Raw genomic sequence first — 22,690 nt, 5'->3', positions numbered from 1 at the left:
GCCGGCGTCGGCGGGGGAGACGGGGGATCGGGTCACCGTATCCACGTTAGTCTGGACTGTCATGCTCGAACTCGATCTGTCCGCCGACATCCAGGCGCTGCGCTCCACCTTCTCCGACATCCGCGCCGTCGTCGACGTCGACGGCCTGCGTGCCGACATCGCTCGCCTGAGCGAGCAGGCGGGGGCTCCCGACCTGTGGGACGACCCCGAGGCCGCCCAGAAGGTGACGAGCGCGCTGAGCCACAGCCAATCCGACCTCGCGCGCGTCGACGCCATCGAGCGTCGCCTCGACGACCTCGAGGTGCTCGTCGAGCTCGCTCGCGAGATGGAGGACGAGGAGTCAGCCGACGAGGCGCGCCGCGAGCTCGCCGCCCTCGGCGAGGCGATCGGCCAGCTCGAGGTGCAGACCCTGCTCGACGGCGAGTACGACTCCCGCTCGGCCGTCGTGACGATCCGCTCGGGCGCCGGCGGCGACGACGCGACCGACTTCGCCGAGATGCTCATGCGCATGTATCTGCGCTGGGCCGAGCGCCACAAGTATCCCGTCAAGGTCATGGACACCTCCTACGCCGAGGGCGCGGGCATCAAGTCGGCCACGTTCGAGGTCGATGCCCCCTACGCCTACGGAACGCTCTCGGTCGAGGCCGGCACCCACCGACTGGCTCGCATCAGCCCATTCGGCTCGGCCGACAAGCGCCAGACGTCCTTCGCCGCCGTCGAGGTGATCCCCGTCATGGAGGAGGCCGTCGAGGTCGACATCCCCGAGGGCGACATCCGCGTCGACGTCTTCCGCTCGTCGGGCCCCGGCGGACAGTCGGTCAACACGACCGACTCCGCCGTGCGCCTGACCCACCTCCCCACGGGAATCGTGGTCTCGATGCAGAACGAGAAGTCGCAGATCCAGAACCGCGCCGCCGCCATGCGCGTGCTGCAGACCCGGCTCCTGCTGCTCAAGCGCGAGGAGGAGGCGGCGAAGAAGAAGGAGCTCGCGGGCGTCATCACGGCCAGCTGGGGCGACCAGATGCGCTCGTACTTCCTCTACGGCCAGCAGCTCGTGAAGGACCTGCGCACGGGACACGAGGTCGGCAACCCCGCCGTCGTGTTCGACGGCGACCTCGACGGCTTCATCGCCGCGGGCATCCGCTGGCGCAAGCGCAAGGACGACGACTGATCCGGATGCCGCCAGCCGGGTGTCGCTGAGGGGCATCCCCCGCGACACGCTTAGGCTCGGATGGCCATGATCAGGTTCGAACACGTCACCAAGACCTACCGCGGCTCGCAGAAGCCGGGTCTCTCGGGCGTCGACTTCGAAGTCGCCCGCGGCGAGTTCGTCTTCCTCGTCGGCCCCTCGGGCTCGGGCAAGTCGACGTGCCTGCGCCTGATCCTCCGCGAGGACATGCCCACGACGGGCAGTGTCGTCGTGCTGGGCCGCGACCTCACGACGCTCTCCAACCGCAAAGTCCCGTACTTCCGCCGGCACGTCGGCGCGGTCTTCCAGGACTTCCGCCTCCTCACCTCCAAGACGGTGTTCCAGAACGTCGCGTTCACCCTCCAGGTCACGGGAGCCTCGCGCGGGTTCATCCAGCAGGCGGTGCCCGAGGTGCTCGAGCTCGTCGGGCTCGCGGGCAAGGAGAAGCGGATGCCGCACGAGCTCTCGGGCGGCGAGCAGCAGCGCGTCGCGATCGCGCGCGCGCTCGTCAACCGCCCGCAGGTGCTCCTGGCCGACGAACCGACGGGAAACCTCGACCCCGCCACGTCGATCGGCATCATGCAGCTCCTCGCCCGCATCAACGCGAACGGCACGACCGTGCTCATGGCGACCCACGAGGCGGGCTTCGTCGACCAGATGCGCCGACGCGTCATCGAGCTCGCGCACGGTGAGATCGTGCGCGACGAGGTGCACGGAGGGTACGGCGACACATCGCAGCTGCCGAGCCTCGCCCCTGCCAAGGAGAAGGGCGCGGACGCCATCGCCGCCCTCACTGCCGTTCTCGAGCTGCAGGAGCGCGTCGCCGCGGGCGACGCGGCGCTCCCGACGGGCGACGTCCCCGTCTTCGCCCCCGACGTCGAACCGGAACCCGCGGCGGCACAGGCCTCCGAGAACCGCGCCGACGCGGCATCCCACTCCGACGGCGACGAGCACCTCGCCGGAGCGGATGCTGCCCCCGCGGGGGAGGCCATCCCCGACGCGGACGCGCTGGCCGTTGCCAACGCCGCGCTCTCGGCCGTCGCGGGTCAGGCCGCCGCCGCCGTGAGCCCGCCGCCCTTCGACCCCATCGTCCATGTCGAGGAGGAGGCGCCCTCGCCGCCCATGCCGCCGCCGCCCCACGACACCGGAGCTGCGCCGCGCGTGCACCTGACCGGACCCATCGAGATCGAGCTGCCCGAGCTGCCCGAGGTCGGCGTCGCCGACCGCCTGGGCCTCGGCGAAGGCGACGAGGACGACAGGGTGGGTCCCACGTCGTGAGGTGGCAACTGATACTCGCCGAGGCGTTCAGCGGCCTGCGGCGCAACGCTTCGATGGTCATCTCCGTCGTGCTCGTGACCTTCGTGTCGCTCACGTTCGTCGGCGCCGCGATCCTCATGCAGATGCAGATCGCGAAGATGCAGGACTTCTGGGTCGACCGGGCCCAGGTCGCGGTCTACATGTGCACGCCGATCTCGGTGAGCGCGACGTGCGTCGACGGCGCGGCCACGCCCGAGCAGATCGCACAGGTGCAGGCGTCCCTCGACTCCGACACGCTGGGACCGCTCGTGCAGGAGTACCGCTTCGAGACCCGCGACGAGGCCTACGCCAACCTCATCGAGCAGATGGGCGAGGACTACGCGAGCGTCATCGCGCCCGAGCAGATGAACGAGACGTTCTGGATCAACCTCGTCGACCAGACGCAGTCCGACGTGATCATCGAGGCGTTCAGCGGCACAGCGGGCGTCGAGGACGTCGCCGATCAGCTGCAGTACCTGGATCCGCTGTTCCAGGCCCTGACGGTGGCGACGTACATCGCCGTCGGCATCGCCGGTCTCATGCTGATCGCGGCCGTCCTGCTGATCGCGACGACCATCCGCCTTTCGGCGTACGCCCGCCGGCGAGAACTCGGCATCATGCGGCTGGTCGGGGCATCCAACCGATTCATCCAGACGCCGTTCATCCTCGAGGGCGTGCTGGCGGCGCTGCTCGGCTCGGGTCTTGCCGCCCTCGCCGTCTGGGCGGGGCTGCGCTTCGGGGTGGAGGGATATCTCCGCGAGCGAGTCGCGTTCATCACGACGTGGGTGGGCGCGGAGGAGCTGTTCGTCGTCATCCCGGTGATGGTCGTCGTCGGCGTATTCCTCGCGGCACTGTCGGCCGGCTTCGCCATCCGGCGTTGGCTCCGGGCCTGACCCGAGGTGCGCAACCGCTAGACTGAGAGGCTGCCGTGCGTCCGCGCGGCGCAGATGCCGGAGGTCGTCATGGTGAAGGAACGCGGGGAGAAGGTCGTCGCGACCAATCGTCGTGCCCGCCACGACTACGCGATCGAGAAGACGTACGAGGCGGGCCTCGTGCTCACGGGCACCGAGGTCAAGTCGTTGCGGCAGGGTCGTGCGAACCTCACCGACGGGTACGCATACATCGACGGCGGCGAGGCCTTCCTGGACGCCGTGCACATCCCGGAGTATTCGCAGGGCCACTGGACCAACCACGCGACGAAGCGCACGCGCAAGCTTCTCCTCCACAAGGAGGAGATCATCAAGCTCTCCCACGCCGTCTCGGCGGGCGGATACACCCTCGTGCCGCTGAAGCTCTACTTCTCCGACGGCCGCGCGAAGGTCGAGATCGCCATCGCCAAGGGCAAGCGGGAGTTCGAGAAGCGCCAGACGATCCGCGAACGCGAGGACAAGCGCGAGGCCGAGCGCGCCATGCGCACGCGCAACCGCCTCGGGGAGTGACGGGCGCGGACTCCCTCCTCACCCTGACGACTGCGCGACCGAAGGTTCGCGCGTGACCAGGCGCCGGTGACGAGTCAGCGCATGCCGGCGGCCCGTCAGCGCGCCGAGAACCGGCCCTCGACGCTCGCGGTCACGACGATCGGCTGCGGCTCGAACTGCACCGAAGGTCCGCCGCCGTCGGCGGACGTCGCCATCGCACGCAGGGCGCGGGGCTCGGCGCGCTCCGGTCGATCGCCCCTCGTGAGGAGCAGCCCCTGATCGGCGATCTCGAGGGGTGTGACGGAGCCGCGGTCGATCGCGGCGGCATACGCGGTCGCGCGAGCGAGCGCCTCTCGCACGGCCTGGGCCGCGGCATCCGCCTCGACCGCGCGACGCGTCTCGGGGGTCAGCTCCCATGTGATGCCGCCGATCTGCACGCCCTCCCGTTCGGACGCGGCGGAGACCCACCACGACAGTGCCGCGAAGTCGGCGAACGTCGCCTGGAGGTCGACGGATGCGTGGTAGACGGGCGTGAGCTGGCGGCCCTCGGCGTTCCACGGGCGTTCCGACCAGACGGCTGCGCGCTGGCTCGACCATTCCGTCACGTCGCCGTCGGCGCGACGCGCGTCGAGCTCCTCGCGCAGCGGCGCGGTGAGCGCCGCGATCTTCTCGATGACGGGGCCGCGGGCCGGTCCGTCGCACCGCACGCTCAGGTGAGCCGTTGCACGCTCGGGGGAGACACGCGCCTCGTGCTCGCCGCGGACGGTGATGATGACCTCGCTCATGCGGCCGAGCCTACGCCCGGCGAAACCCGGGCGGACGACGCGTCCTCGCGGCTCGGGAATGGTCGGGCGTTCGCTATCGTTGTATGCTGAAGGGCTCGGGCGGCATCCGCCCGGCACACAACTCCACAGCGTGCGAACAGCGGTTCCTTCGACGAAGGTTCACGGGGATGATCGGTTTCGACATCGCCTGCGAATCTGCGAGAAGCGGGCCGAGGATGCAGGGTTATCTCGTAAACGCTCCCTGCAAAACTATAAGTGCCGAATCCAAGCGCACTGACTTCGCCCTCGCTGCTTAAGCGAGCCCGATAGTCCGTCAGACCGTGGGTGATCCCGACACGGATCCTGGCGTCATCTAGGGATCTTGCTGCGCGACGACGCCTGAGCGTCGCGCGGGACTCTTATCAGGCTGGGCCCGTCGACTTAGGTGTCTGTGACAAAGGTCGGGGCCGAGCAGAACGCTCTTACAGACTGCGCCCGGAGAAGCCCCAGAGACACAGCGATGGACGGGGGTTCGATTCCCCCCATCTCCACGACCGCGGTTCGCACCGACCAGGGCCCGGTTCCCGCGCGCGTGACGCTCGCGGGGACCGGGCCTTCGTCGTTTCGCCTCCTCGCCTGTCACGAAACGTCGTCGACGCGGCCCCGCCCCGACGGTTCGCGACAGGCGAAGGGGCGGGCCGCGGGATCGTCATCCCGAACAGCGTCGCTGCCGGCGCCGCGGGGAAAAGGGTCGTCCCACTGCGTCTCGTGTCCTTCGCGGATGAAGGCGTCGATGTGATTGATCCCGGCTGTGACGACCTCGATAACGGCCTGGTCGGCCCCGGGCGGCGACAGGGGCCGCTCCTGCAGCCGCAGCACATCCGGGCCGCCGGTGCGGTCGTACTGGACGACCCGGGCGGCCGTGGGGATCTTTATGACGGGCCCGCCTCTCCGCTCGCCGTTGAACGGTTCAAGGCCACGCCCGCCGGAGACGGGTGAGGGCGGTCGGCGCCTACACTCCCGGGCGCTCGATGACGAGCAGGCTCGACTTGCCGTGGGACACCGTGACCCACCCGTCGCCGAAGAGGTAGGTCATGCCGTAGCCCTCGGCATCCGCCGACACGAGGGTGTCGGGATTCTCGGTGACGTACACGCCCTCGGTGGAATCCTCGCGCACCCAACCCTGGTCGGCGAGCTCGTCCTGCGCATCGGCGGCGAGTCCGGGCTCGAGCGGTGTCCACCCGTAGATCTGCACGTTGTCGGAGGCTGGGCTCTGGGCGTCTCCCCACGTGCACCAGATGCCGTCTTCGATCTCCTGCGCACCGACGCGGAAGACGTCTTCCTGGTAGGTCCACCCCGACTCCCCGAACGCCTCGACGACCGACGCGGGGATGAGGTTCTCGCACGTCACGCTCGCCGGGTCGACCGTCGGCGCGGGTTCCGGGGTGGGGGTCGTCGTCTCGACCGGCGCCGTCGGGGTCGGAGGAGAACCGGACTCTAGCGAGGGTGCCTGCTCGCCCGCGCACCCGGCCAGGATCAGGACGGAGCCGACCAAGGCGACCGCGGGCAGGAGGGGACGACGGGGCATGAGGCTCATACGGGGACGTGGTCGGAATGGAGGAAGGCGAGGAAGCTTTCGTGCAGCACCCCGTTGGTGGCGAGCGAGGAGCGCGCCGACAGCGTCTCGTCGCCCTCGAACGACGTGAATCGGCCGCCCGCCTCGGTAACGATCGGCACGACCGCGGCGATGTCGTACTCCTTCACGTCGAACTCCGCGACGAACTCGAGCCGGCCCTCCGCGAGGAGCATGTACGGCCACACGTCGCCGTAGCCGCGGTCGCGCCAGACGCGGCGCGACAGCGCGACGAGGGCGGGCAGGTGGCCCGCGTCATCCCACTGTCGAATGCTCTGGAAGCTCACGCTCGCGTCCTCGATACGGTCGATCCCCGAGACGCGCAGGCGAGCGGGGGAGCCGCCCGCATCGACGGTCCAGGCACCCAGACCCTCGGCGGCCCACCATCGGCGGGAGATGCCCGGCACGCTCACGACGCCGACGACGGGGCGGCCCTCCACCGCGAGGCAGATCAGCGTGCCCCACATCGGGATGCCGCGCAGGTAGTTGGCGGTGCCGTCGATGGGGTCGATGATCCACTGCCGCGCCTGGTCGCCCTGTCGGCCGAATTCCTCGCCGAACACGCCGTCGTGCGGACGCTCTGCCGCGAGGATGTCGCGGATCGCTCGCTCGGTGGCGAGGTCGGCCTCGGTGACGGGAGACGCGTCGGGCTTCGTCTCGACCGTGAGGTCGTCGGCGTCGAACCGAGCCATGGAGACCGCGTCCGCGGCATCCGCCATGCGCAGCGCGAGCGCGAGGTCGTCGGCGCGAGGGGGCGTCAGCGCGCCCGTCGGGGAAGCGGGGAGGGTCACCCGCCCAGGATACCCGCGGGTGGTCGTCCCGATTGGCGGCGAGCCGGTCGCGGGTGATAACGTTGATCCTCGGTGCGCGCGGCGCACCACTCGCACCTCTAGCTCAATCGGCAGAGCAACTGACTCTTAATCAGTGGGTTCAGGGTTCAAGTCCCTGGGGGTGCACGAAAAGGAAGGCCCGGGATCACTGAGCAGAATCAGTGGCCGGGCCTTCCATCGTTCTCCGACCCGGATCGGGCGACATGTGAACGCGACGGGCGAGCTGATTCCCGAGATGTCCGACGGGTAGAATCCCGAACCCCTGGCGATCACCCGGAAACCGACCCGAGCCGACCCGCTGGGTGTTCGCGCATGGCTGGCCGCGGCATCCATCGGCTATATCGCGAACTGCGCGCTCGGAACGAGCGTCGCGACGCGGCTGATAGACACGCACGAGATCCGCTGGGTTCACCATGCCCTGTTCGCGGCGACGGCCGCCCTCACGAGCGTGACCGCGGCCACGGCGGGTGTCGCCCGCCGTCCCTGACTCGTCGCCCCGCTGTCCGCGGCGCTGGCCGTGCTGGCCCTCATCCCGTTCGTCGGCACACGCACCTGGCGCCACAGCGCGACCGCCCTGGCGGCGGCGCCGCTCTTCGTCGGAGCGATCATCGCTTCTCGGAGGTAGGAATGGAATTCCTCGATGTGGTGCGTCGCCGGAAGACGACGAGCGGCCCGTTCCTGCCGGATCCGGTGTCGGCGGAGCATCAGCGCCTGCTCATGGAGGTCGCCGGGCGTGCGCCCTCGCAGCTGAACAGCCAACCATGGCGATTCGTGCTCATCGAGCAGCGCGGGAGCATCGACGCGATCGCTGCGATCAGCGGCGAGAGCATGACGACGGCGATGTCGAACGGGACTTCTTCGAGAGGTACAAGAGGTACTTCCGATTCAGCGCCGCCGAGATGCAGCGGCGTCGCGACGGGATGCTCTTCGACCGCCTTCCCGCGCCCCTCCGGCCGTTCACGAGCCAGGTGTTCACTCGCCGGGGCCAGAAGATGATGAATGCGTTGCGGGTCCCGCAGACCCTGGGGGGAGGAAAACCGGAGGCTCGTCGCGGGATCATCCCTGCTCATGGCGGTGCTGCTCGATCGGGCCGAGAACCGCACGGGCGAGCTGTCGTCCTTCTACTCGATATTCAGCATGGGTGCGGCGATGGAGAACGTCTGGCTCGCCACCGTCGAGCTCGGAATGGGAATCCAGTTCGTGTCGTTTCCTATGGAGGTCCCGGGCAACTGGGAGCGCATCGAGCGGCTGCTCGAGGTGCCGGACACGCTCGACCTGATGGCCGTGTACCGCCTCGGCTACCTGCCCCCGAACGCCCGGCGGCCTCCGATCGACTGGTCGAGTCACGAGCGCAAGCTCCCGTCGCAGTACGTCTTCCGCGACATGTGCGCGACCCCCCCCCAGAACGGGTGGGACGACTGATATCGACCGAACGCCGGGCGAGCGGATGCCGTGGCGTCAGGGCTGCAGCAGCACCTTGATCGCTCGGCGCTCGTCCATCGCGGCGTAGGCTTCGGCGACATCGGCCAGGGGTAGGGTGAGGTCGAAGACACGACCCGGCTGAACGACCCCGCCCCAGACATCCGGCAGCAGTTCCTCGATGTAGTTGCGGACGGGCGCCACGCCACCGCGCAGGGCGACGTTGGCCCCGAAGAGCGACTGCACGGGGACGGAGTTGCCCTCGGCGGGAACACCGACGAAGCCGACGGTGCCGCCTGGCCGGACGGTCGCGACGGCCTGTTCCATGCTCGCGCTCGTCCCGACGCACTCGAGAACGGCGTCGGGTCCGATCCCGTCGAACAACGCCTTCGCCGCGTCCACCCCCGCCTCGCCCCGTTCGGCGACGACCTCGGTCGCGCCGAATTCACGCCCGAGCGCCTGGCGGGATTCGTGCCGGGACATCAGCACGATGCGCTCTGCGCCGAGCCTTTTCGAGGCGAGCACCGCGCAGAGCCCGACGGCTCCGTCGCCGATCACGACGACCGTGGTGCCGGGGCCGACCCCGCCCGAGAGCGCGGCATGGTGACCGGTGCCGAAGACGTCCGACAGCGTCAGCAGGTGCGGGATGAGGTCTTCCGACGGATACTCAGGGGTCTTCACCAGCGTGCCATCGGCGTGGGGGACGCGGACGAACTCGCCCTGTCCGCCGTCGGCGAACCCGCCGAAGTGGTCGCGCGAACCCCACCATGAGAGCTCGAGGCAGGAGGTCGAGACGCCGTTCGCGCAGTTCACGCACGTCATGTCGCAGTCGTAGAAGGGCGCGATGACGAAGTCGCCGACCGAGACGCGCTCGACGTCGTCGCCGACCGACTCCACGACCCCGACGAATTCGTGGCCGGTGCGCGAGCCGGCCTTGGGCACGCGCACGCCGCGATAGCTCCAGAGGTCCGAGCCGCAGACGCAGGCGGCGACGACCCTGACGATCGCGTCGCGTCCCGTGCTGAGCACGGGGTCGGGCACCTGTTCGAGTCGGATATCGCCGGCAGCATGAATCGTCGTCGCTCGCATCTCGTCCACGATACCGCGGTGCCGGCATTCAGGCTGCCTCTTCCGCGATGATCGCGGGCGTGGGGGAAGGCGAGCGCGAGGCCCCCTACTGACCCGGTGAAAGCGGGGCGTTGCGTCAGCGCTCACCCTGCACGCGGCCGCGGAGAAGCTTCTTCTCCTTGCCGTGAACGGGGGAATCGTCGGGTATGGGGCGACCACGGGTCGCGCGCCTGGTGTCGACGATCGATCCGATCGCGAGCGCCAGACTGATGCCCCAGCTGAGCCACGCAAGGGCCGTCCGCCAGGTGAAGGTGCCCGCGCGCGCCGACCGCAGCAGGGTGATGCCGCCGGTGACGGCCGAGATGATGCCGGTGCCGAACACGTACTTGCGCATGACGGCAACGCTACCTGCAACGCAGCACGCGGCCCCACGGTGGCGCCCTCGGGCAGTCTCTGGCATGCTTCGCTCCCGCTCGCAAGCCCGGGAATGCGGGGGAGCGGCCCGATACCCTGGAGGCTCACGACATCCCGCCCATCCCCGGAAAGAGGCAACCCGTGACCTCCGCTCAGACCCCCGACCTCGCCGATCTGGTCGTCGTCGCGAACCGCCTCCCCGTGGACCGCGGTGACGATGGCGAGTGGAAGCGCTCGCCCGGAGGCCTCGTCACGGCGCTCGAGCCGATGATGCGTCGCGCAGACGGGGCGTGGGTGGGCTGGCCGGGAAAACCTGACCTGGACGTCGAGCCCTTCGAGTTCGACGGTACGCACCTCGTGCCCATCACGCTGACGGAAGAAGACGTCGAGCTCTACTACGAGGGCTTCTCCAACGACACGATCTGGCCGCTCTACCACGACGTGATCGCCGCGCCCCGCTACCGCCGCCAGTGGTGGGATGCCTATGTGCGCGTCAACCGTCGCTTCGCGGAGGCGGCCGCAGCCGTCGCCGCCGACGGCGCGACAGTGTGGGTGCAGGACTACCAGCTGCAGCTCGTTCCCATGATGCTGCGCGAGCTGCGGCCCGACCTGACGATCGGGTACTTCCATCACATTCCGTTCCCTGCATACGGCCTGTACTCGCAGCTGCCCTGGCGGCGTCAGGTGCTCGAGGGTTTGCTGGGTGCCGACGTCATCGGCTTCCAGCGGGTGGCGGATGCCGGTAACTTCGCCCGGGCGGTGCGACGTCAGCTGCGCTACGACACGAAGGCGTCGGGCATCACCGTCCCGCAGCCCGATGGCACGACACGCACCGCGCTGGCCAAGGCGTTCCCGATCTCGATCGATGCGGAGTCGTACGCCGCGCTCGCCCGGGACCCGAAGGTGCAGGCACGCGCCCGGGAGATCCGCGAGGGCCTCGGCAACCCGCGCAAGATCCTTCTCGGCGTCGACCGCCTGGACTACACGAAGGGCATTCGCCACCGGCTGAAGGCGTTCGGCGAGCTGCTGGAGGACGGGCGGATCGAGGCATCCGACGTGACGCTCGTGCAGGTCGCGAGTCCCAGCCGCGAGCGCGTCGAGGCGTACGCCCAGCTGCGGGACGAGATCGAGCTCACCGTAGGGCGCATCAACGGAACCTACGACACCACGGGACACACCGTCATCCGGTACCTCCATCACGGGTATCCGCGGGAGGAGATGGTCGCGCTCTTCCTCGCCGCCGACGTCATGCTCGTGACCGCCCTGCGGGATGGCATGAACCTCGTGGCGAAGGAGTACGTCGCCTCCCGGATCGACAACCGGGGGGCGCTCGTGCTGAGCGAGTTCGCCGGCGCGGCCGACGAGCTCGGCAGCGCCCTTCTGATCAACCCTCACGACATCGTGGGCATGAAGGACACGATCCTGCGGGCGATCGACATGCCCGGCGCCGAGCAGGGCCGGCGCATGCGCGCGCTCCGACGTCGCGTGTTCGAGCACGACGTCGATGCGTGGTCGCGTTCGTTCCTCGCGGCCCTGGAGCAGGCCCGGGGACGCACCGAGAGCGCGGCGCACGCGTGAGCGCCGCCGCACCCGCCGGATCGCCCGAGGCTCGAGCGCTGCTGGCGCGGGTAGCGACGACACCGCACCTGCTCGTCGCCCTCGACTTCGACGGAACGCTCTCCCACCTGAGCGACGAGCCGATGAGCGTGCGGGCGCTGCCCGAGGCGGCCGAGGCCGTGCGCTCCCTCGCCGCCGCACCGGGTACCGACGTCGCCTTCGTCTCGGGCCGTACCCTCCGCGACCTGAGGGTGATCGCGGAGCACGACGACGATTCCCCCTTCCACCTCGCGGGATCGCACGGCGCCGAGTTCTGGCACCCGCGCGGGTCCTCCGTCCGCGACGATGCGAGCGTCTCGCCGGTGGACGAAGACCGGCCCGACGTGGCGGACGAGGTGCTGGCGGCCGTAGAGGCCGCCGTCGAGGCGCTCGATGGCGCGTGGATCGAGCGCAAGGAGTTCGGTTTCGGCCTGCACACCCGGCTGGCGAACGCGGCAGACACCGATCGCGCGACGAGCGCCGTCGACACGATCGTCGCGGAGCGCGCACCCGCATGGCGCCGGCGCACGGGACGCGACATCCTCGAGTTCGCGTGGCGGCACGAGGGCAAGGATGCCGCGGTCGCGGCCCTGCGGGAGCAGCTGGCGGCCACCGCGGTGCTGTTCGCGGGTGATGACGTCACCGACGAGGACGCGCTGCGCAGCCTGCGGGATAACGACCTCGGGATCAAGGTCGGCGCGGGGGAGACCGCGGCGGCCGTACGTGTGGCATCCCCCACAGAACTCGCCCAGGTCTTGTCGCAGCTGGCGCGAATGCGCTCCGCGGCGCAGGAATAGACTTTGGGCATGGCCCACCCCTCTGACCCGTCTTCCAGCGCGCCCGTCGACATCAAGCCCCGCAGCCGTGTCGTGACCGACGGCATCGAAGCCACCACCTCGCGCGGGATGCTGCGCGCGGTCGGAATGGGCGATGCGGACTGGGAGAAGCCCCAGATCGGCATCGCGTCGAGCTGGAACGAGATCACCCCCTGTAACCTGAGCCTCGACCGCCTCGCGCAGGGTGCGAAGGAGGGAGTGCACTCGGGTGGCGGATATCCGCTGCAGTTCGGCACCGTCTCCGTCTCCGACGGCATCTCGATGGGTCACGAGGGCATGCACTTCTCGCTCGTCTCGCGCGAGGTCATCGCCGACTCCGTCGAGACCGTCATGATGGCCGAGCGTCTCGACGGCAGCGTCCTGCTGGCCGGCTGCGACAAGTCGATCCCCGGCATGCTGATGGCGAGCGCCCGCCTCGATCTGTCGAGCGTCTTCCTCTACGCCGGCTCGATCGCGCCGGGCTGGGTCAAGCTCAGCGACGGCACGGAGAAGGACATCACGATCATCGACTCGTTCGAGGGTGTCGGTGCGTGCCTGTCGGGCCGCATGAGCGAGGCCGACCTCAAGCGCATCGAGTGCGCCTTCGCGCCCGGCGAGGGTGCCTGTGGCGGCATGTACACGGCCAACACGATGGCCTCCGTCGCGGAGGCCCTGGGCCTCAGCCTGCCCGGCTCCGCGGCCCCGCCCTCGGCCGACCGCCGCCGCGACTACTTCGCCCACCGCTCCGGCGAGGCGGTCGTGAACCTGCTGCGCCAGGGGATCACGACGCGCGACATCCTGACCAAGGAGGCGTTCGAGAACGCCATCGCCCTCGCGATGGCCCTCGGCGGCTCGACCAACGTCGTGCTCCACCTGCTCGCGATCGCGAACGAGGCCGAGGTGGACCTCGACCTGCACGACTTCAACCGCATCGGCGACAAGGTCCCCCACGTGGCCGACATGAAGCCGTTCGGCAAGTACGTCATGAACGACGTCGACCGCCACGGCGGCATCCCGGTCGTCATGAAGGCGATGCTGGATGAGGGCCTGCTGCACGGCGACGCCCTCACCGTGACGGGCAAGACGCTCGCCGAGAACCTCGCCGACCTGAACCCCGACCCCGTCGACGGCACGGTCATCCACCGCTTCGACGACCCCATCCACGCCTCCGGCGGGCTGACGATCCTGCACGGCTCGTTCGCGCCCGACGGCGCCGTCGTCAAGACCGCTGGCTTCGACGCGAGCGTGTTCGAGGGTCCGGCCCGCGTGTTCGAGCGAGAGCGCGCCGCGATGGACGCCCTCGAGGCGGGGGAGATCTCGGCCGGCGACGTCGTCGTCATCCGGTACGAGGGCCCGAAGGGCGGTCCGGGGATGCGCGAGATGCTCGCCATCACGGCCGCCATCAAGGGCGCGGGTCTCGGGAAAGATGTACTACTCTTGACAGACGGACGATTCTCAGGCGGCACAACCGGCCTGTGCATCGGCCACATAGCACCCGAAGCGGTGGACGCCGGTCCCATCGCCTTCGTGCGCGATGGTGATCTGATACGGGTCGATATCGCGGCTCGCACTCTCGACCTACTCGTCGATGAGGCAGAGCTGAGCTCCCGCCGCTCTGGCTGGGAGCCCCTGCCCCCGCGCTACACCCGAGGCGTTCTGGCCAAGTACTCCAAGCTCGTGCGTTCCGCCGCGGAAGGCGCCGTCACGGGGTAACCGCGGCCACCCCATCCCGCTCGATCTCTCGCGGAGAGGAATCCCACCATGCCCGCCGAATCCGCCACGGCCGTTCCCCGGCCGCCCGCCCGGACCGCATCCGCGCCCGTGCTCACGGGCGCCGAGGCCGTCGTCCGCTCACTGGAGCTGCTCGGCGTCACCGATGTCTTCGGCCTTCCGGGCGGGGCGATCCTGCCCGTCTACGACCCGCTCATGGACTCCACCGGAGTGCGCCACATCCTGGTGAGGCATGAGCAGGGCGCAGGGCACGCCGCCGAGGGCTACGCCGCGGCATCCGGCCGGGTGGGCGTCGCGATCGCGACGTCGGGCCCCGGCGCGACCAACCTCGTCACGGCGATCGCCGACGCCTACATGGACTCGGTCCCCATCGTGGCCATCACCGGTCAGGTCTTCAGCAACCTGATGGGGACGGACGCCTTCCAGGAGGCCGACATCGTCGGCATCACGATGCCGATCACGAAGCACTCCTTCCTCGTCAAGACGGCCGAGGACATCCCCGGCGCGATCGCGGCGGCGTTCGAGATCGCCTCCACCGGCCGGCCCGGCCCCGTGCTCGTCGACATCACGAAGGACGCGCAGCAGGCCGAGGCGCCCTTCGTCTGGCCTCCGCGCATCGACCTTCCCGGGTACCGCCCCGTGACGAAGGCCCACGGCAAGCAGATCCAGGCGGCTGCCCAGCTCCTCGCGACCGCGAGCAAGCCGGTGCTGTACGTCGGGGGCGGGGTGGTCCGAGCGCGGGCGGCCGAGGAGCTGCTGCGCCTGGCCGAGGCGACCGGTGCGCCGGTCGTGACCACCCTGATGGCCCGCGGCGCCTTTCCCGACTCGCACCCTCAGCACCTCGGCATGCCGGGCATGCACGGGACGGTGCCGGCGGTGCTCGCCCTGCAGGAGGCGGACCTGCTGGTCTCGCTCGGTGCCCGCTTCGACGACCGCGTGACCGGCAAGGCGGCGCTGTTCGCCCCCAAGGCGCAGGTGGTGCACGTCGACATCGACCCGGCCGAGATCTCCAAGATCCGTACGGCGGACGTGCCGATCGTGGGCGACCTGAAGGACGTCCTCGTCGACCTCGACGCGGCGTTCGCGGGCGCCACGACCGAGGGCCGCGCCGACATCTCCGAGTGGTGGTCGTACCTCGACGGGCTGCGTGAGGAATTCCCCCTGGGATACTCGCCCACGAGCGACGGGCTGCTCGCCCCGCAGTACGTGATCCAGCGCATCGGCGAGCTCACCGGCCCCGAGGGCGTCTACGCCGCGGGCGTCGGCCAGCACCAGATGTGGGCGGCGCAGTTCATCAAGTACGAGCGCCCCAACGCGTGGCTCAACTCGGGCGGCGCCGGCACGATGGGCTATGCGGTCCCCGCAGCCATGGGCGCGAAGGTGGCCGAGCCGGAACGCGTCGTCTGGGCGATCGACGGCGACGGCTGCTTCCAGATGACCAATCAGGAGCTCGCGACCTGCGCGATCAACAACATCCCGATCAAGGTTGCCGTGATCAACAACTCCTCGCTCGGCATGGTGCGCCAGTGGCAGACGCTCTTCTACTCCGGTCGCTACTCCAACACCGACCTGAACACCGGGCACGACTCGATCCGGATCCCGGATTTCGTCAAGCTCGCCGAGGCGTACGGCTGTCTCGCGTTGAGGGTCGAGAGGGAAGAAGACGTGGATGCCGCGATCCGCACGGCCCTGGAGACGAACGACCGCCCGGTCGTCATCGACTTCGTCGTGAGTGCCGACGCCATGGTGTGGCCGATGGTGCCGCAGGGCGTCAGCAACAGCTACGTCCAGTACGCCCGCGAGCACTCGCCGTCCTTCGGCGAGCAGGAGGACTGATCGTGAGCACGCACGTCCTGAGCCTCCTCGTGGAGGACAAGCCCGGTCTGCTGACGCGCGTGGCGGGGCTGTTCGCCCGCCGCGGCTTCAACATCGAATCGCTGGCCGTCGGGGTGACCGAGGTGCCCGGCCTGTCGCGCATCACGGTCGTCGTCGACGTCGATCAGCTGCCGCTCGAGCAGGTGACGAAGCAGCTCAACAAGCTTGTCAACGTCATCAAGATCGTCGAGCTGGACCCCGCCTCGTCGGTGCTGCGCGATCACATGCTGGTGAAGGTGCGCGCCGACAACGCGACGCGCTCCAACGTCATCGAGGTCGTCAATCTGTTCCGCGCGTCGATCGTGGACTACGCGGCGGATGCCCTCGTGATCGAGGTCACGGGCGACCGCGGCAAGGTCGAGGCCTTCCTGCGTGCCGTCGAGCCTTTCGGGGTGAAGGAGCTGGCGCAGTCCGGCCAGCTCGCGATCGGCCGCGGCGGCAAGAGCATCACCGAGCGCGTCCTTCGCGGCTGAGGATCCGCGCCGCCCGCCCACCGGTCGTTGGGCGAGCGCGGCGAGACGTAACGACCACCGCTTCCGAATCAAGGAGAAAACCCCATGGCAGAGATCTTCTACGACGCCGACGCCGACCTCTCGCTCATCCAGGGCAAGAAGGTCGCGATCGTCGGCTACGGCTCGCAGGGCCACGCTCACGCGCAGAACCTGCGCGACTCGGGCGTCGAGGTCGTCATCGCCCTCAAGGACGGCTCGAAGTCCACGGCCAAGGCCGAGGAGGACGGGTTCGAGGTCAAGAGCGTCGCGGATGCCGCGGCGTGGGCCGACCTCATCATGATCCTGGCGCCCGACCAGCACCAGCGCTCGATCTACAACGACCACATCAAGGACAATCTCGCCGCGGGCAAGACCCTCGCGTTCGCGCACGGGTTCAACATCCGCTTCGGGTACATCGAGGCACCCGAGGGCGTCGACGTCATCCTGGTCGCGCCCAAGGCGCCCGGACACACCGTGCGTCGCGAGTTCGTCGCGGGCCGCGGCATCCCCGACATCATCGCCGTCGAGCAGGACGCGTCGGGCCAGGCCTGGGACATCGCCAAGTCCTACGCGAAGGCGATCGGCGGCACCCGTGCCGGCGTCATCAAGACCACCTTCACCGAGGAGACCGAGACCGACCTCTTCGGCGAGCAGGCGGTGCTCTGCGGTGGCGTGTCGCAGCTGGTCCAGTACGGCTTCGAGACGCTGACCGAGGCCGGCTACCAGCCCGAGATCGCGTACTTCGAGGTGCTCCACGAGCTCAAGCTCATCGTCGACCTGATGTGGGAGGGCGGCATCGCGAAGCAGCGCTGGTCGGTCTCCGACACGGCGGAGTACGGCGACTACGTGTCGGGCCCCCGCGTCATCGACCCGCACGTGAAGGAGAACATGGCCGGCGTGCTCGCCGACATCCGCTCCGGCGCCTTCGCGGAGCGCTTCATCGGCGACCAGGACAACGGTGCCGTGGAGTTCCGGGAGCTGCGCGAGAAGGCCGCGTCGCACCCCATCGAGGCGGTCGGCAAGGACCTTCGGGCGCTGTTCGCGTGGAAGCAACAGGACTCCGACTACGTCGAGGGATCCGCCGCGCGCTGATCCGACACTGACCAGCCGTTCCCATCCGGCACGGCTTTCGCCCGGTCGTCCCGTCCCCGCATCAAGGGGCGGGGCGGCCGGGTCTGTCGTTGCGGGCTACGCTGGATCCGTGATCACCGGACGCGAGGACGACGCACTCTCCTGGGACGGCGACGACGACCCCACGCTCGTCACCTCGCCCCGGGAGGACGCCGTCCGGTCCGCCTCGCCGGCCGCCCCCGAGGACGAGCTGCCCGCCGGCTGGCGTGCAGTGGGCACGGGGAGCGACGGTGCCGCGAGCGCCGACGGCGCCGGGGACCGGGGGCCCGCCGAGGAGAGCCCGGTGGATGCCGCGGCGCCCGCCGAGGCGGAGGAGCCGGCAGGGCTCGGTAATGCGTCCCTCGTCGCGCTCGGCGTGCTGGGCGGGGTGTACCTGCTCTTCGCCGTGGGCTGGCTCGTCGGCGGCCTGCGGCTCCAGGGGCAGTACCGGGTGCTCGTTACCGACGCGATGTACCAGGGCGCGCTGTGGCTCGCCGCGGCGGCGCCCCTCATCTGGTTCGGCACCGTCCTGTTCGCCACGCGCGGCGGTCGAGCATGGGCGCGCTGGGCGTGGCTGACCGCGGGAGCGGTCCTCCTCGTGCCGTGGCCCTTCATCATGATCGGAGCGGTGGGCGCATGAGCGCAGTGGGATCGGACGACCGGCGCCGCACCCCGGTGTGGATCCTCGTCGCTATCGGGGGAGTGCTCGGCCTCTTCTACGCCTACGCGATCTGGCAGGCGGTCGGCAACACCGTGGCGGCGGCTCAGATCGGGTTGAACGGCCTCGGCTGGCTGATCTGGATCTTCGCGATCCTGATGCCGGCCATCGTGTTCGCGTGTGCTTTCGCGCTCTCGTGGCGCCGCGGCCCCGGCACCTACGCGCTCGTCCTGCTCACGGGGCTGGCGCTGGTGGGCGTGTTCTGGCTCAACGTCGTCGCCTACACGAGTCTGAACACCTCGGCCGTGATCGGATGAGGCCGCGTCGCACGCGCTGCGTCACACGGTCAACGGCCCCCCGGCGCAGCCGATAGGCTCATTAGGCCTCGCCCCCTTGGCGTGCGGCGCGGCATCCCTGCACCGCCCTGCGCCGCGCTCACCCGCCGGCGTGCGTCCCGAAGGATCCCCGTGACGAAGCCTGTCGTGCTGATCGCCGAAGAACTCTCGCCCGCGACGATCGATGCGCTCGGTCCCGATTTCGACGTCCGATACGTCGACGGAACCGACCGCGCCGCGCTGCTCGCGGCGCTCGGGGAGGCGCATGCGGTACTGGTGCGCTCCGCGACGAAGGTCGATGCGGAGGCCCTTGCGGCGGCCCCGGCCCTTAAGGTCGTCGCGCGTGCCGGGGTCGGTCTCGACAACGTCGACATCAAGGCCGCAACGGCCGCGGGCGTCATGGTCGTGAACGCGCCCACCTCGAACGTGATCTCGGCGGCCGAGCTGACCGTCGGTCACATCCTGAGCCTCGCCCGTCGGATCCCCGCGGCGCACGGTTCGCTCTCCGCCGGAGAGTGGAAGCGCAGCTCGTTCACGGGCACCGAGCTCTACGAGAAGACGGTGGGAATCTTCGGACTCGGCCGCATCGGCGCGCTCGTCGCCGAGCGCCTGCGGGCCTTCGGCGTGCGGGTCGTCGGTTACGACCCCTACGTCACCCCGGCGCGGGCGCAGCACCTGCAGGTCGAGCTGCTCTCGTTCGACGACGTCCTGCGCGAGAGCGACTTCGTCACGGTGCACATGCCGAAGACACCCGAGACCACGGGGATGATCGGCGCGCCGCAGATGGCCGCCATGAAGAGCTCCGCCTTCGTCGTCAACGTCGCTCGCGGCGGCCTGGTCGACGAAGAGGCGCTGTACACCGCTCTCACGACCGGCCAGATCGCCGGTGCGGGTCTCGACGTCTTCTCCACCGAGCCGCCGGCAGAGGACTCGCCGGCCCGCCGTCTGCTCTCGCTTCCCAACGTGGTCGTGACGCCGCACCTCGGCGCCAGCACGGAGGAGGCCCAGGAGAAGGCGGGCGTCTCGGTCGCCAAGTCGGTCAAGCTCGCGCTCGAGGGCGACCTCGTCCCGGATGCCGTGAACGTCGCCGGCGGCGTGATCGACCCGTTCGTGCGCCCCGGGATCGCGCTCGTCGAGCAGCTCGGCCAGTTCTTCGCGGCGCTCGCGCCGAGCGCTCTCACGAGCCTCGACATCGAGGTGCGCGGCGAGCTCGCGGCCTACGACGTCAGCGTGTACCGGCTCGCGGCGCTCAAGGGGATCTTCACGAACATCGTCAGCGAGAACGTCTCGTACGTGAACGCTCCGCTCTTCGCCGAACAGCGCGGCATCGAGACCCGCATGATCGTCGAGTCCGAGAGCCCGCTCTACCGCAACATCACGGTGCTGCGCGGCTCGCTGGCCGACGGGAGCGTCCTGACGGTGGCGGGCACGCTCGCCGGCACGCGCATGGTTCCCAAGGTCGTCTCGATCGACGGCTACGAGATCGAGGTGCCGATCGCGCGCCACCACGTGGTGATGCGGTACGCCGACCGCCCGGGGATCGTCGCGATCTACGGCAAGAAGCTCGGCGATGCGCAGATCAACATCGAGAGCCTGCAGGTGGCCCACCCCGACGCCAGTGGGCGCGCCCTCTCCGTGCTCACGGTCGACAGCCAGGTGCCCGAGCAGATCCTCGACGAGCTGCGCGAGGCCGTGGGCGCCGATCTGTTCCGCCAGATCGAGATCACCGAGGCCTGACGCACCCCGCGTCCTCCCCGCCCGCGAGACACCACTTCCGCGCCGACGCACCAAACGGCACGTGGTGGCTCGCCGCGGATGTGGTGTTTCGCACGGTGACGGAGGCAGTGGATGCCGGGGTCAGCGCCCGGCGGAGGACTCCACGAGCGCGATGAGCGCGTCGAGCTCGGCGCCCTCGGGCACCGGGCCGGACACGGATCCGACGGTGAGGGCGTTGTTGAAGTAGAGACCGTCGCTGACGAGCATGATCAGCTGCAGCGCGGTCTCGTCGCGGGCGTGAGGGCGCAGCGCGTCCTCCCACAGCACGCGCAGCTCGCGGATCGCGGCGCCCGCCGTGGGATGACCGTTCTGCGCGAGGCGGGAGACGGCGACGATCACACGGTCGAGCGGGGAGTCGGTCATGATCGACGTGCGCATGAAGGCCGCGACGGGGCCTTCGGGGGAGCCCTTGATCTGCTCGATGTCGTCGGCGGACAGCACCCGCAGCCGCTCGAGCAGCCCCTCGACGAGGGCGTCCTTCGACGAGAAGTGGTAGAGCAGTCCGCCCTTCGAGACGCCGGCTGCGCGCGCCGTGGCATCCAGCGTGGCGGCGCGCTCGCCCTCGTCGATGACGAGGGTCTCGAAGGCGTCGAGCACGCTCTCGCGGGCGCGCGGCGGTCGGCTCATGGTCTCGATCGTATCCGCCGTGGCGGCGTGGACGCGGGGGAGGTCATCCTGATACTGTACCGACTGGACGGTTTACAAACGAACGACGGAATCATGGCTCTTCACACGATCGACACCTCCCTCGCGTCCGGCGCCTCCGAGCGCGTCGGCTGGCGCGGCTGGGTATCGCTGGCCGTGCTCATGCTCCCCGTGCTGCTCGTCTCGGTCGACAACACGGTGCTGAGCTTCGCCCTGCCGCAGATCGCGCTGGATCTCGCGCCCACGAGCGCGCAGCAGCTGTGGATCATCGACGCCTATCCGCTCGTGCTCGCGGGCCTGCTCGTGACGATGGGGACGCTGGGCGACCGCTTCGGCCGCCGCCGCCTGCTCCTCATCGGTGCGACGGGGTTCGGCATCCTCTCGGTGCTGGCCGCCTTCGCGCCGACGGCGGAGCTGCTGATCGCCGCCCGCGCGGGTCTCGGCGTCTTCGGGGCGATGCTCATGCCCTCGACGCTGTCGCTGCTGCGCAGCATCTTCCGCGACCGGGAGCAGCGCCGACTCGCGATCGCGGTGTGGGCCGCGGGGTTCAGCGCCGGCATGGCCCTGGGGCCGATCGTGGGCGGGTTCCTCCTCGAGCACTTCGCGTGGGGCTCGGTGTTCCTGCTGGCGGTGCCCGTGCTCATCCCGCTCCTCGTCGCCGCTCCGCTGCTCATCCCCGAGAGCCGCGACCCCCGCCCCGGGCGTATCGACCCGATCAGCATCCTGCTGTCGCTGGCGACCATGGTGCCCGTCGTGTACGCGATCAAGTCCCTCGCGGTCGAGGGTTTCACGGGACCGGCCCCCTGGCTGCTCGCCCTGGGCGCCGTCGCCGGGGCGCTCTTCGTGCGCCGGCAGCTGCGCGCGGCCGACCCCATGCTCGACATGGCGCTCTTCCGCCGCGGCACCTTCAGCGGTGCGGTCCTGGTGAACCTCCTGAGCGTCATCGGGTTGGTGGGCTTCCTCTACTTCGTCGCGCAGCACCTGCAGCTCGTCCTCGAGCTCAGCCCCATGGAGGCGGGTATCGCGCTGCTGCCGGGCCTCGCCGTCATGATCGCCGCCGGTCTCGGCGTCGTGCCGCTCGCCCGTCGATTCCCGGCCCGCATCCTCGTGCCGGCCGCGCTCTCGCTGTCGGTGCTCGGCTACCTGATCGTCGCTCTGACGACGGACGCGCAGAGCCTGTCGATGCTGATCGTCGCGTTCATGACGCTCGGGGCGGGCATCGGCATGGCCGAGACGGTGTCGAACGAGCTGATCCTCTCGAGCGCGCCCGCCGCGAAGGCGGGAGCGGCGAGCGCCGTCTCCGAGACGGCGTACGAGCTGGGCGCGGTGCTCGGCACGACCATCATGGGCGGCATCCTGACGGCGTACTACCGCGCCGCGCTGGATCTGCCCGTCGGCATCCCCGCCGTCGCCGCCGATGCGGCACGCGAGACGCTCGCGGGAGCGGTGAACGCGGCGGATTCGCTCGAGCCCGCGATGGGCGCCCAGCTCCGGGACGCCGCGGCCCACGCCTTCGACGGGGGAGTCGTGATCACGTCGCTCATCGGCGCGGGCCTGATCGTGCTCGCGGCCATCGTCGCGGCCGCTAGCCTGGGAGGGTCCCGCCGGATCGTCCCCCAGGAGTAAC

22 protein-coding genes, 1 tRNA gene, 1 other RNA gene and 1 pseudogene are annotated in these 22,690 nt (G+C 69.9%); 18 read left to right on the top strand and 7 right to left on the bottom strand.

Annotation, left to right across the window (positions count from 1 at the left end):
• Positions 1-61: 61 nt before the first annotated feature.
• The 4 genes from prfB to smpB all read left to right on the top strand — a co-directional run bounded on the left by prfB (position 62) and on the right by smpB (position 3,924).
• On the top strand, positions 62-1,171 hold the full coding sequence (gene prfB, locus RYJ27_RS07550; protein WP_330169722.1) for a peptide chain release factor 2: 1,110 nt from the start codon (positions 62-64) through the stop codon (positions 1,169-1,171).
• Positions 1,172-1,237: 66 nt separating this feature from the next.
• Positions 1,238-2,467, top strand: a complete 1,230-nt coding sequence (ftsE, locus tag RYJ27_RS07545) for a cell division ATP-binding protein FtsE (RefSeq protein WP_330169721.1) — start codon at positions 1,238-1,240, stop codon at positions 2,465-2,467.
• Complete coding sequence (gene ftsX, locus RYJ27_RS07540) at positions 2,464-3,378, top strand: permease-like cell division protein FtsX (RefSeq protein ID WP_330169720.1); 915 nt, start codon at positions 2,464-2,466, stop codon at positions 3,376-3,378. The genes ftsE and ftsX overlap by 4 nt, the downstream gene beginning before the upstream one ends.
• A 69-nt stretch (positions 3,379-3,447) precedes the next feature.
• A complete protein-coding gene (smpB, locus tag RYJ27_RS07535; protein ID WP_330169719.1) occupies positions 3,448-3,924 on the top strand; it encodes an SsrA-binding protein SmpB in 477 nt (158 codons plus the stop codon).
• 95 nt (positions 3,925-4,019) lie between these two features.
• On the opposite strand, the gene RYJ27_RS07530 is transcribed toward smpB, so the two are convergent.
• Positions 4,020-4,688, bottom strand: coding sequence for an SIMPL domain-containing protein (locus RYJ27_RS07530; RefSeq protein WP_330169718.1), 669 nt, complete (start codon positions 4,686-4,688; stop codon positions 4,020-4,022).
• A 163-nt stretch (positions 4,689-4,851) separates the two neighbouring features.
• Here RYJ27_RS07530 and ssrA point away from each other — a divergent pair.
• Positions 4,852-5,221, top strand: a transfer-messenger RNA (tmRNA) gene (ssrA, locus tag RYJ27_RS07525).
• Positions 5,222-5,435: 214 nt separating this feature from the next.
• The gene (locus RYJ27_RS07520) at positions 5,436-5,666 is read left to right on the top strand and encodes a hypothetical protein (protein WP_330169717.1); all 231 of its coding nucleotides are present in this window, start codon (positions 5,436-5,438) and stop codon (positions 5,664-5,666) included.
• Positions 5,667-5,679: 13 nt separating this feature from the next.
• Here the strand turns inward: RYJ27_RS07520 and RYJ27_RS07515 are convergent, their stop codons facing one another.
• Positions 5,680-6,255: a hypothetical protein gene (locus RYJ27_RS07515; RefSeq protein WP_330169716.1), complete on the bottom strand. Its 576-nt coding sequence runs from the start codon at positions 6,253-6,255 to the stop codon at positions 5,680-5,682.
• A 5-nt stretch (positions 6,256-6,260) separates the two neighbouring features.
• Complete coding sequence (locus RYJ27_RS07510; protein WP_422732823.1) at positions 6,261-7,091, bottom strand: inositol monophosphatase family protein; 831 nt, start codon at positions 7,089-7,091, stop codon at positions 6,261-6,263.
• A 92-nt stretch (positions 7,092-7,183) separates the two neighbouring features.
• Between RYJ27_RS07510 and RYJ27_RS07505 the strand changes: the two genes are divergently transcribed.
• Positions 7,184-7,256: transfer RNA gene (locus RYJ27_RS07505), tRNA-Lys, on the top strand.
• A gap of 282 nt (positions 7,257-7,538) precedes the next feature.
• On the opposite strand, the gene RYJ27_RS07500 is transcribed toward RYJ27_RS07505, so the two are convergent.
• On the bottom strand, positions 7,539-7,739 hold the full coding sequence (locus tag RYJ27_RS07500; RefSeq protein WP_330169715.1) for a hypothetical protein: 201 nt from the start codon (positions 7,737-7,739) through the stop codon (positions 7,539-7,541).
• An 18-nt stretch (positions 7,740-7,757) separates the two neighbouring features.
• On the opposite strand from RYJ27_RS07500, the pseudogene RYJ27_RS07495 reads away from it, so the two are divergent.
• Positions 7,758-8,552 (top strand): annotated as a pseudogene (locus RYJ27_RS07495) (nitroreductase family protein).
• A gap of 36 nt (positions 8,553-8,588) precedes the next feature.
• Here the strand turns inward: RYJ27_RS07495 and RYJ27_RS07490 are convergent.
• Complete coding sequence (locus RYJ27_RS07490; RefSeq protein WP_330169714.1) at positions 8,589-9,638, bottom strand: zinc-dependent alcohol dehydrogenase family protein; 1,050 nt, start codon at positions 9,636-9,638, stop codon at positions 8,589-8,591.
• A gap of 115 nt (positions 9,639-9,753) precedes the next feature.
• Positions 9,754-10,011 (bottom strand): hypothetical protein, encoded by a 258-nt coding sequence (locus RYJ27_RS07485; protein WP_330169713.1) that lies wholly within the window; start codon positions 10,009-10,011, stop codon positions 9,754-9,756.
• A gap of 161 nt (positions 10,012-10,172) precedes the next feature.
• Here RYJ27_RS07485 and RYJ27_RS07480 point away from each other — a divergent pair, with 161 nt between their 5' ends.
• The 9 genes from RYJ27_RS07480 (at position 10,173) to serA (ending at position 20,379) form a co-directional block, all read left to right on the top strand.
• Entirely contained in the window at positions 10,173-11,609 is a 1,437-nt protein-coding gene (locus tag RYJ27_RS07480; protein ID WP_330169712.1) for an alpha,alpha-trehalose-phosphate synthase (UDP-forming), read from the top strand.
• Positions 11,606-12,424 (top strand): trehalose-phosphatase, encoded by an 819-nt coding sequence (gene otsB, locus RYJ27_RS07475; protein WP_330169711.1) that lies wholly within the window; start codon positions 11,606-11,608, stop codon positions 12,422-12,424. The genes RYJ27_RS07480 and otsB overlap by 4 nt, the downstream gene beginning before the upstream one ends.
• 9 nt (positions 12,425-12,433) lie before the next feature.
• Positions 12,434-14,155 (top strand): dihydroxy-acid dehydratase, encoded by a 1,722-nt coding sequence (gene ilvD / locus RYJ27_RS07470; RefSeq protein ID WP_330169710.1) that lies wholly within the window; start codon positions 12,434-12,436, stop codon positions 14,153-14,155.
• A gap of 48 nt (positions 14,156-14,203) precedes the next feature.
• Entirely contained in the window at positions 14,204-16,009 is a 1,806-nt protein-coding gene (locus RYJ27_RS07465; RefSeq protein ID WP_330169709.1) for an acetolactate synthase large subunit, read from the top strand.
• A 2-nt stretch (positions 16,010-16,011) separates the two neighbouring features.
• Positions 16,012-16,521, top strand: a complete 510-nt coding sequence (gene ilvN / locus RYJ27_RS07460; RefSeq protein ID WP_330169708.1) for an acetolactate synthase small subunit — start codon at positions 16,012-16,014, stop codon at positions 16,519-16,521.
• Between the two features lie 84 nt (positions 16,522-16,605).
• Positions 16,606-17,631, top strand: a complete 1,026-nt coding sequence (gene ilvC, locus RYJ27_RS07455) for a ketol-acid reductoisomerase (protein ID WP_330169707.1) — start codon at positions 16,606-16,608, stop codon at positions 17,629-17,631.
• 109 nt (positions 17,632-17,740) lie between these two features.
• Positions 17,741-18,289, top strand: a complete 549-nt coding sequence (locus RYJ27_RS07450) for a DNA polymerase III subunit gamma/tau (protein WP_330169706.1) — start codon at positions 17,741-17,743, stop codon at positions 18,287-18,289.
• The gene (locus RYJ27_RS07445) at positions 18,286-18,624 is read left to right on the top strand and encodes a bacitracin resistance protein (RefSeq protein ID WP_330169705.1); all 339 of its coding nucleotides are present in this window, start codon (positions 18,286-18,288) and stop codon (positions 18,622-18,624) included. Before RYJ27_RS07450 ends, RYJ27_RS07445 begins: the two co-directional genes overlap by 4 nt.
• Positions 18,625-18,774: 150 nt before the next feature.
• Positions 18,775-20,379, top strand: a complete 1,605-nt coding sequence (serA, locus tag RYJ27_RS07440; protein WP_330169704.1) for a phosphoglycerate dehydrogenase — start codon at positions 18,775-18,777, stop codon at positions 20,377-20,379.
• Positions 20,380-20,499: 120 nt separating this feature from the next.
• Here the strand turns inward: serA and RYJ27_RS07435 are convergent, their stop codons facing one another.
• On the bottom strand, positions 20,500-21,045 hold the full coding sequence (locus RYJ27_RS07435; protein ID WP_330169703.1) for a TetR/AcrR family transcriptional regulator: 546 nt from the start codon (positions 21,043-21,045) through the stop codon (positions 20,500-20,502).
• A 93-nt stretch (positions 21,046-21,138) separates the two neighbouring features.
• On the opposite strand from RYJ27_RS07435, the gene RYJ27_RS07430 reads away from it, so the two are divergent.
• Complete coding sequence (locus RYJ27_RS07430; protein ID WP_330169702.1) at positions 21,139-22,689, top strand: MFS transporter; 1,551 nt, start codon at positions 21,139-21,141, stop codon at positions 22,687-22,689.
• Position 22,690 lies beyond the last annotated feature (1 nt).

Source organism: Microbacterium limosum (assembly GCF_036324365.1).
GTDB classification, from domain to species: Bacteria; Actinomycetota; Actinomycetes; order Actinomycetales; family Microbacteriaceae; genus Microbacterium; species Microbacterium limosum.
Note: the sequence above shows the minus strand (reverse complement) of the source record. Positions and strands in the feature narration are given on the sequence as shown.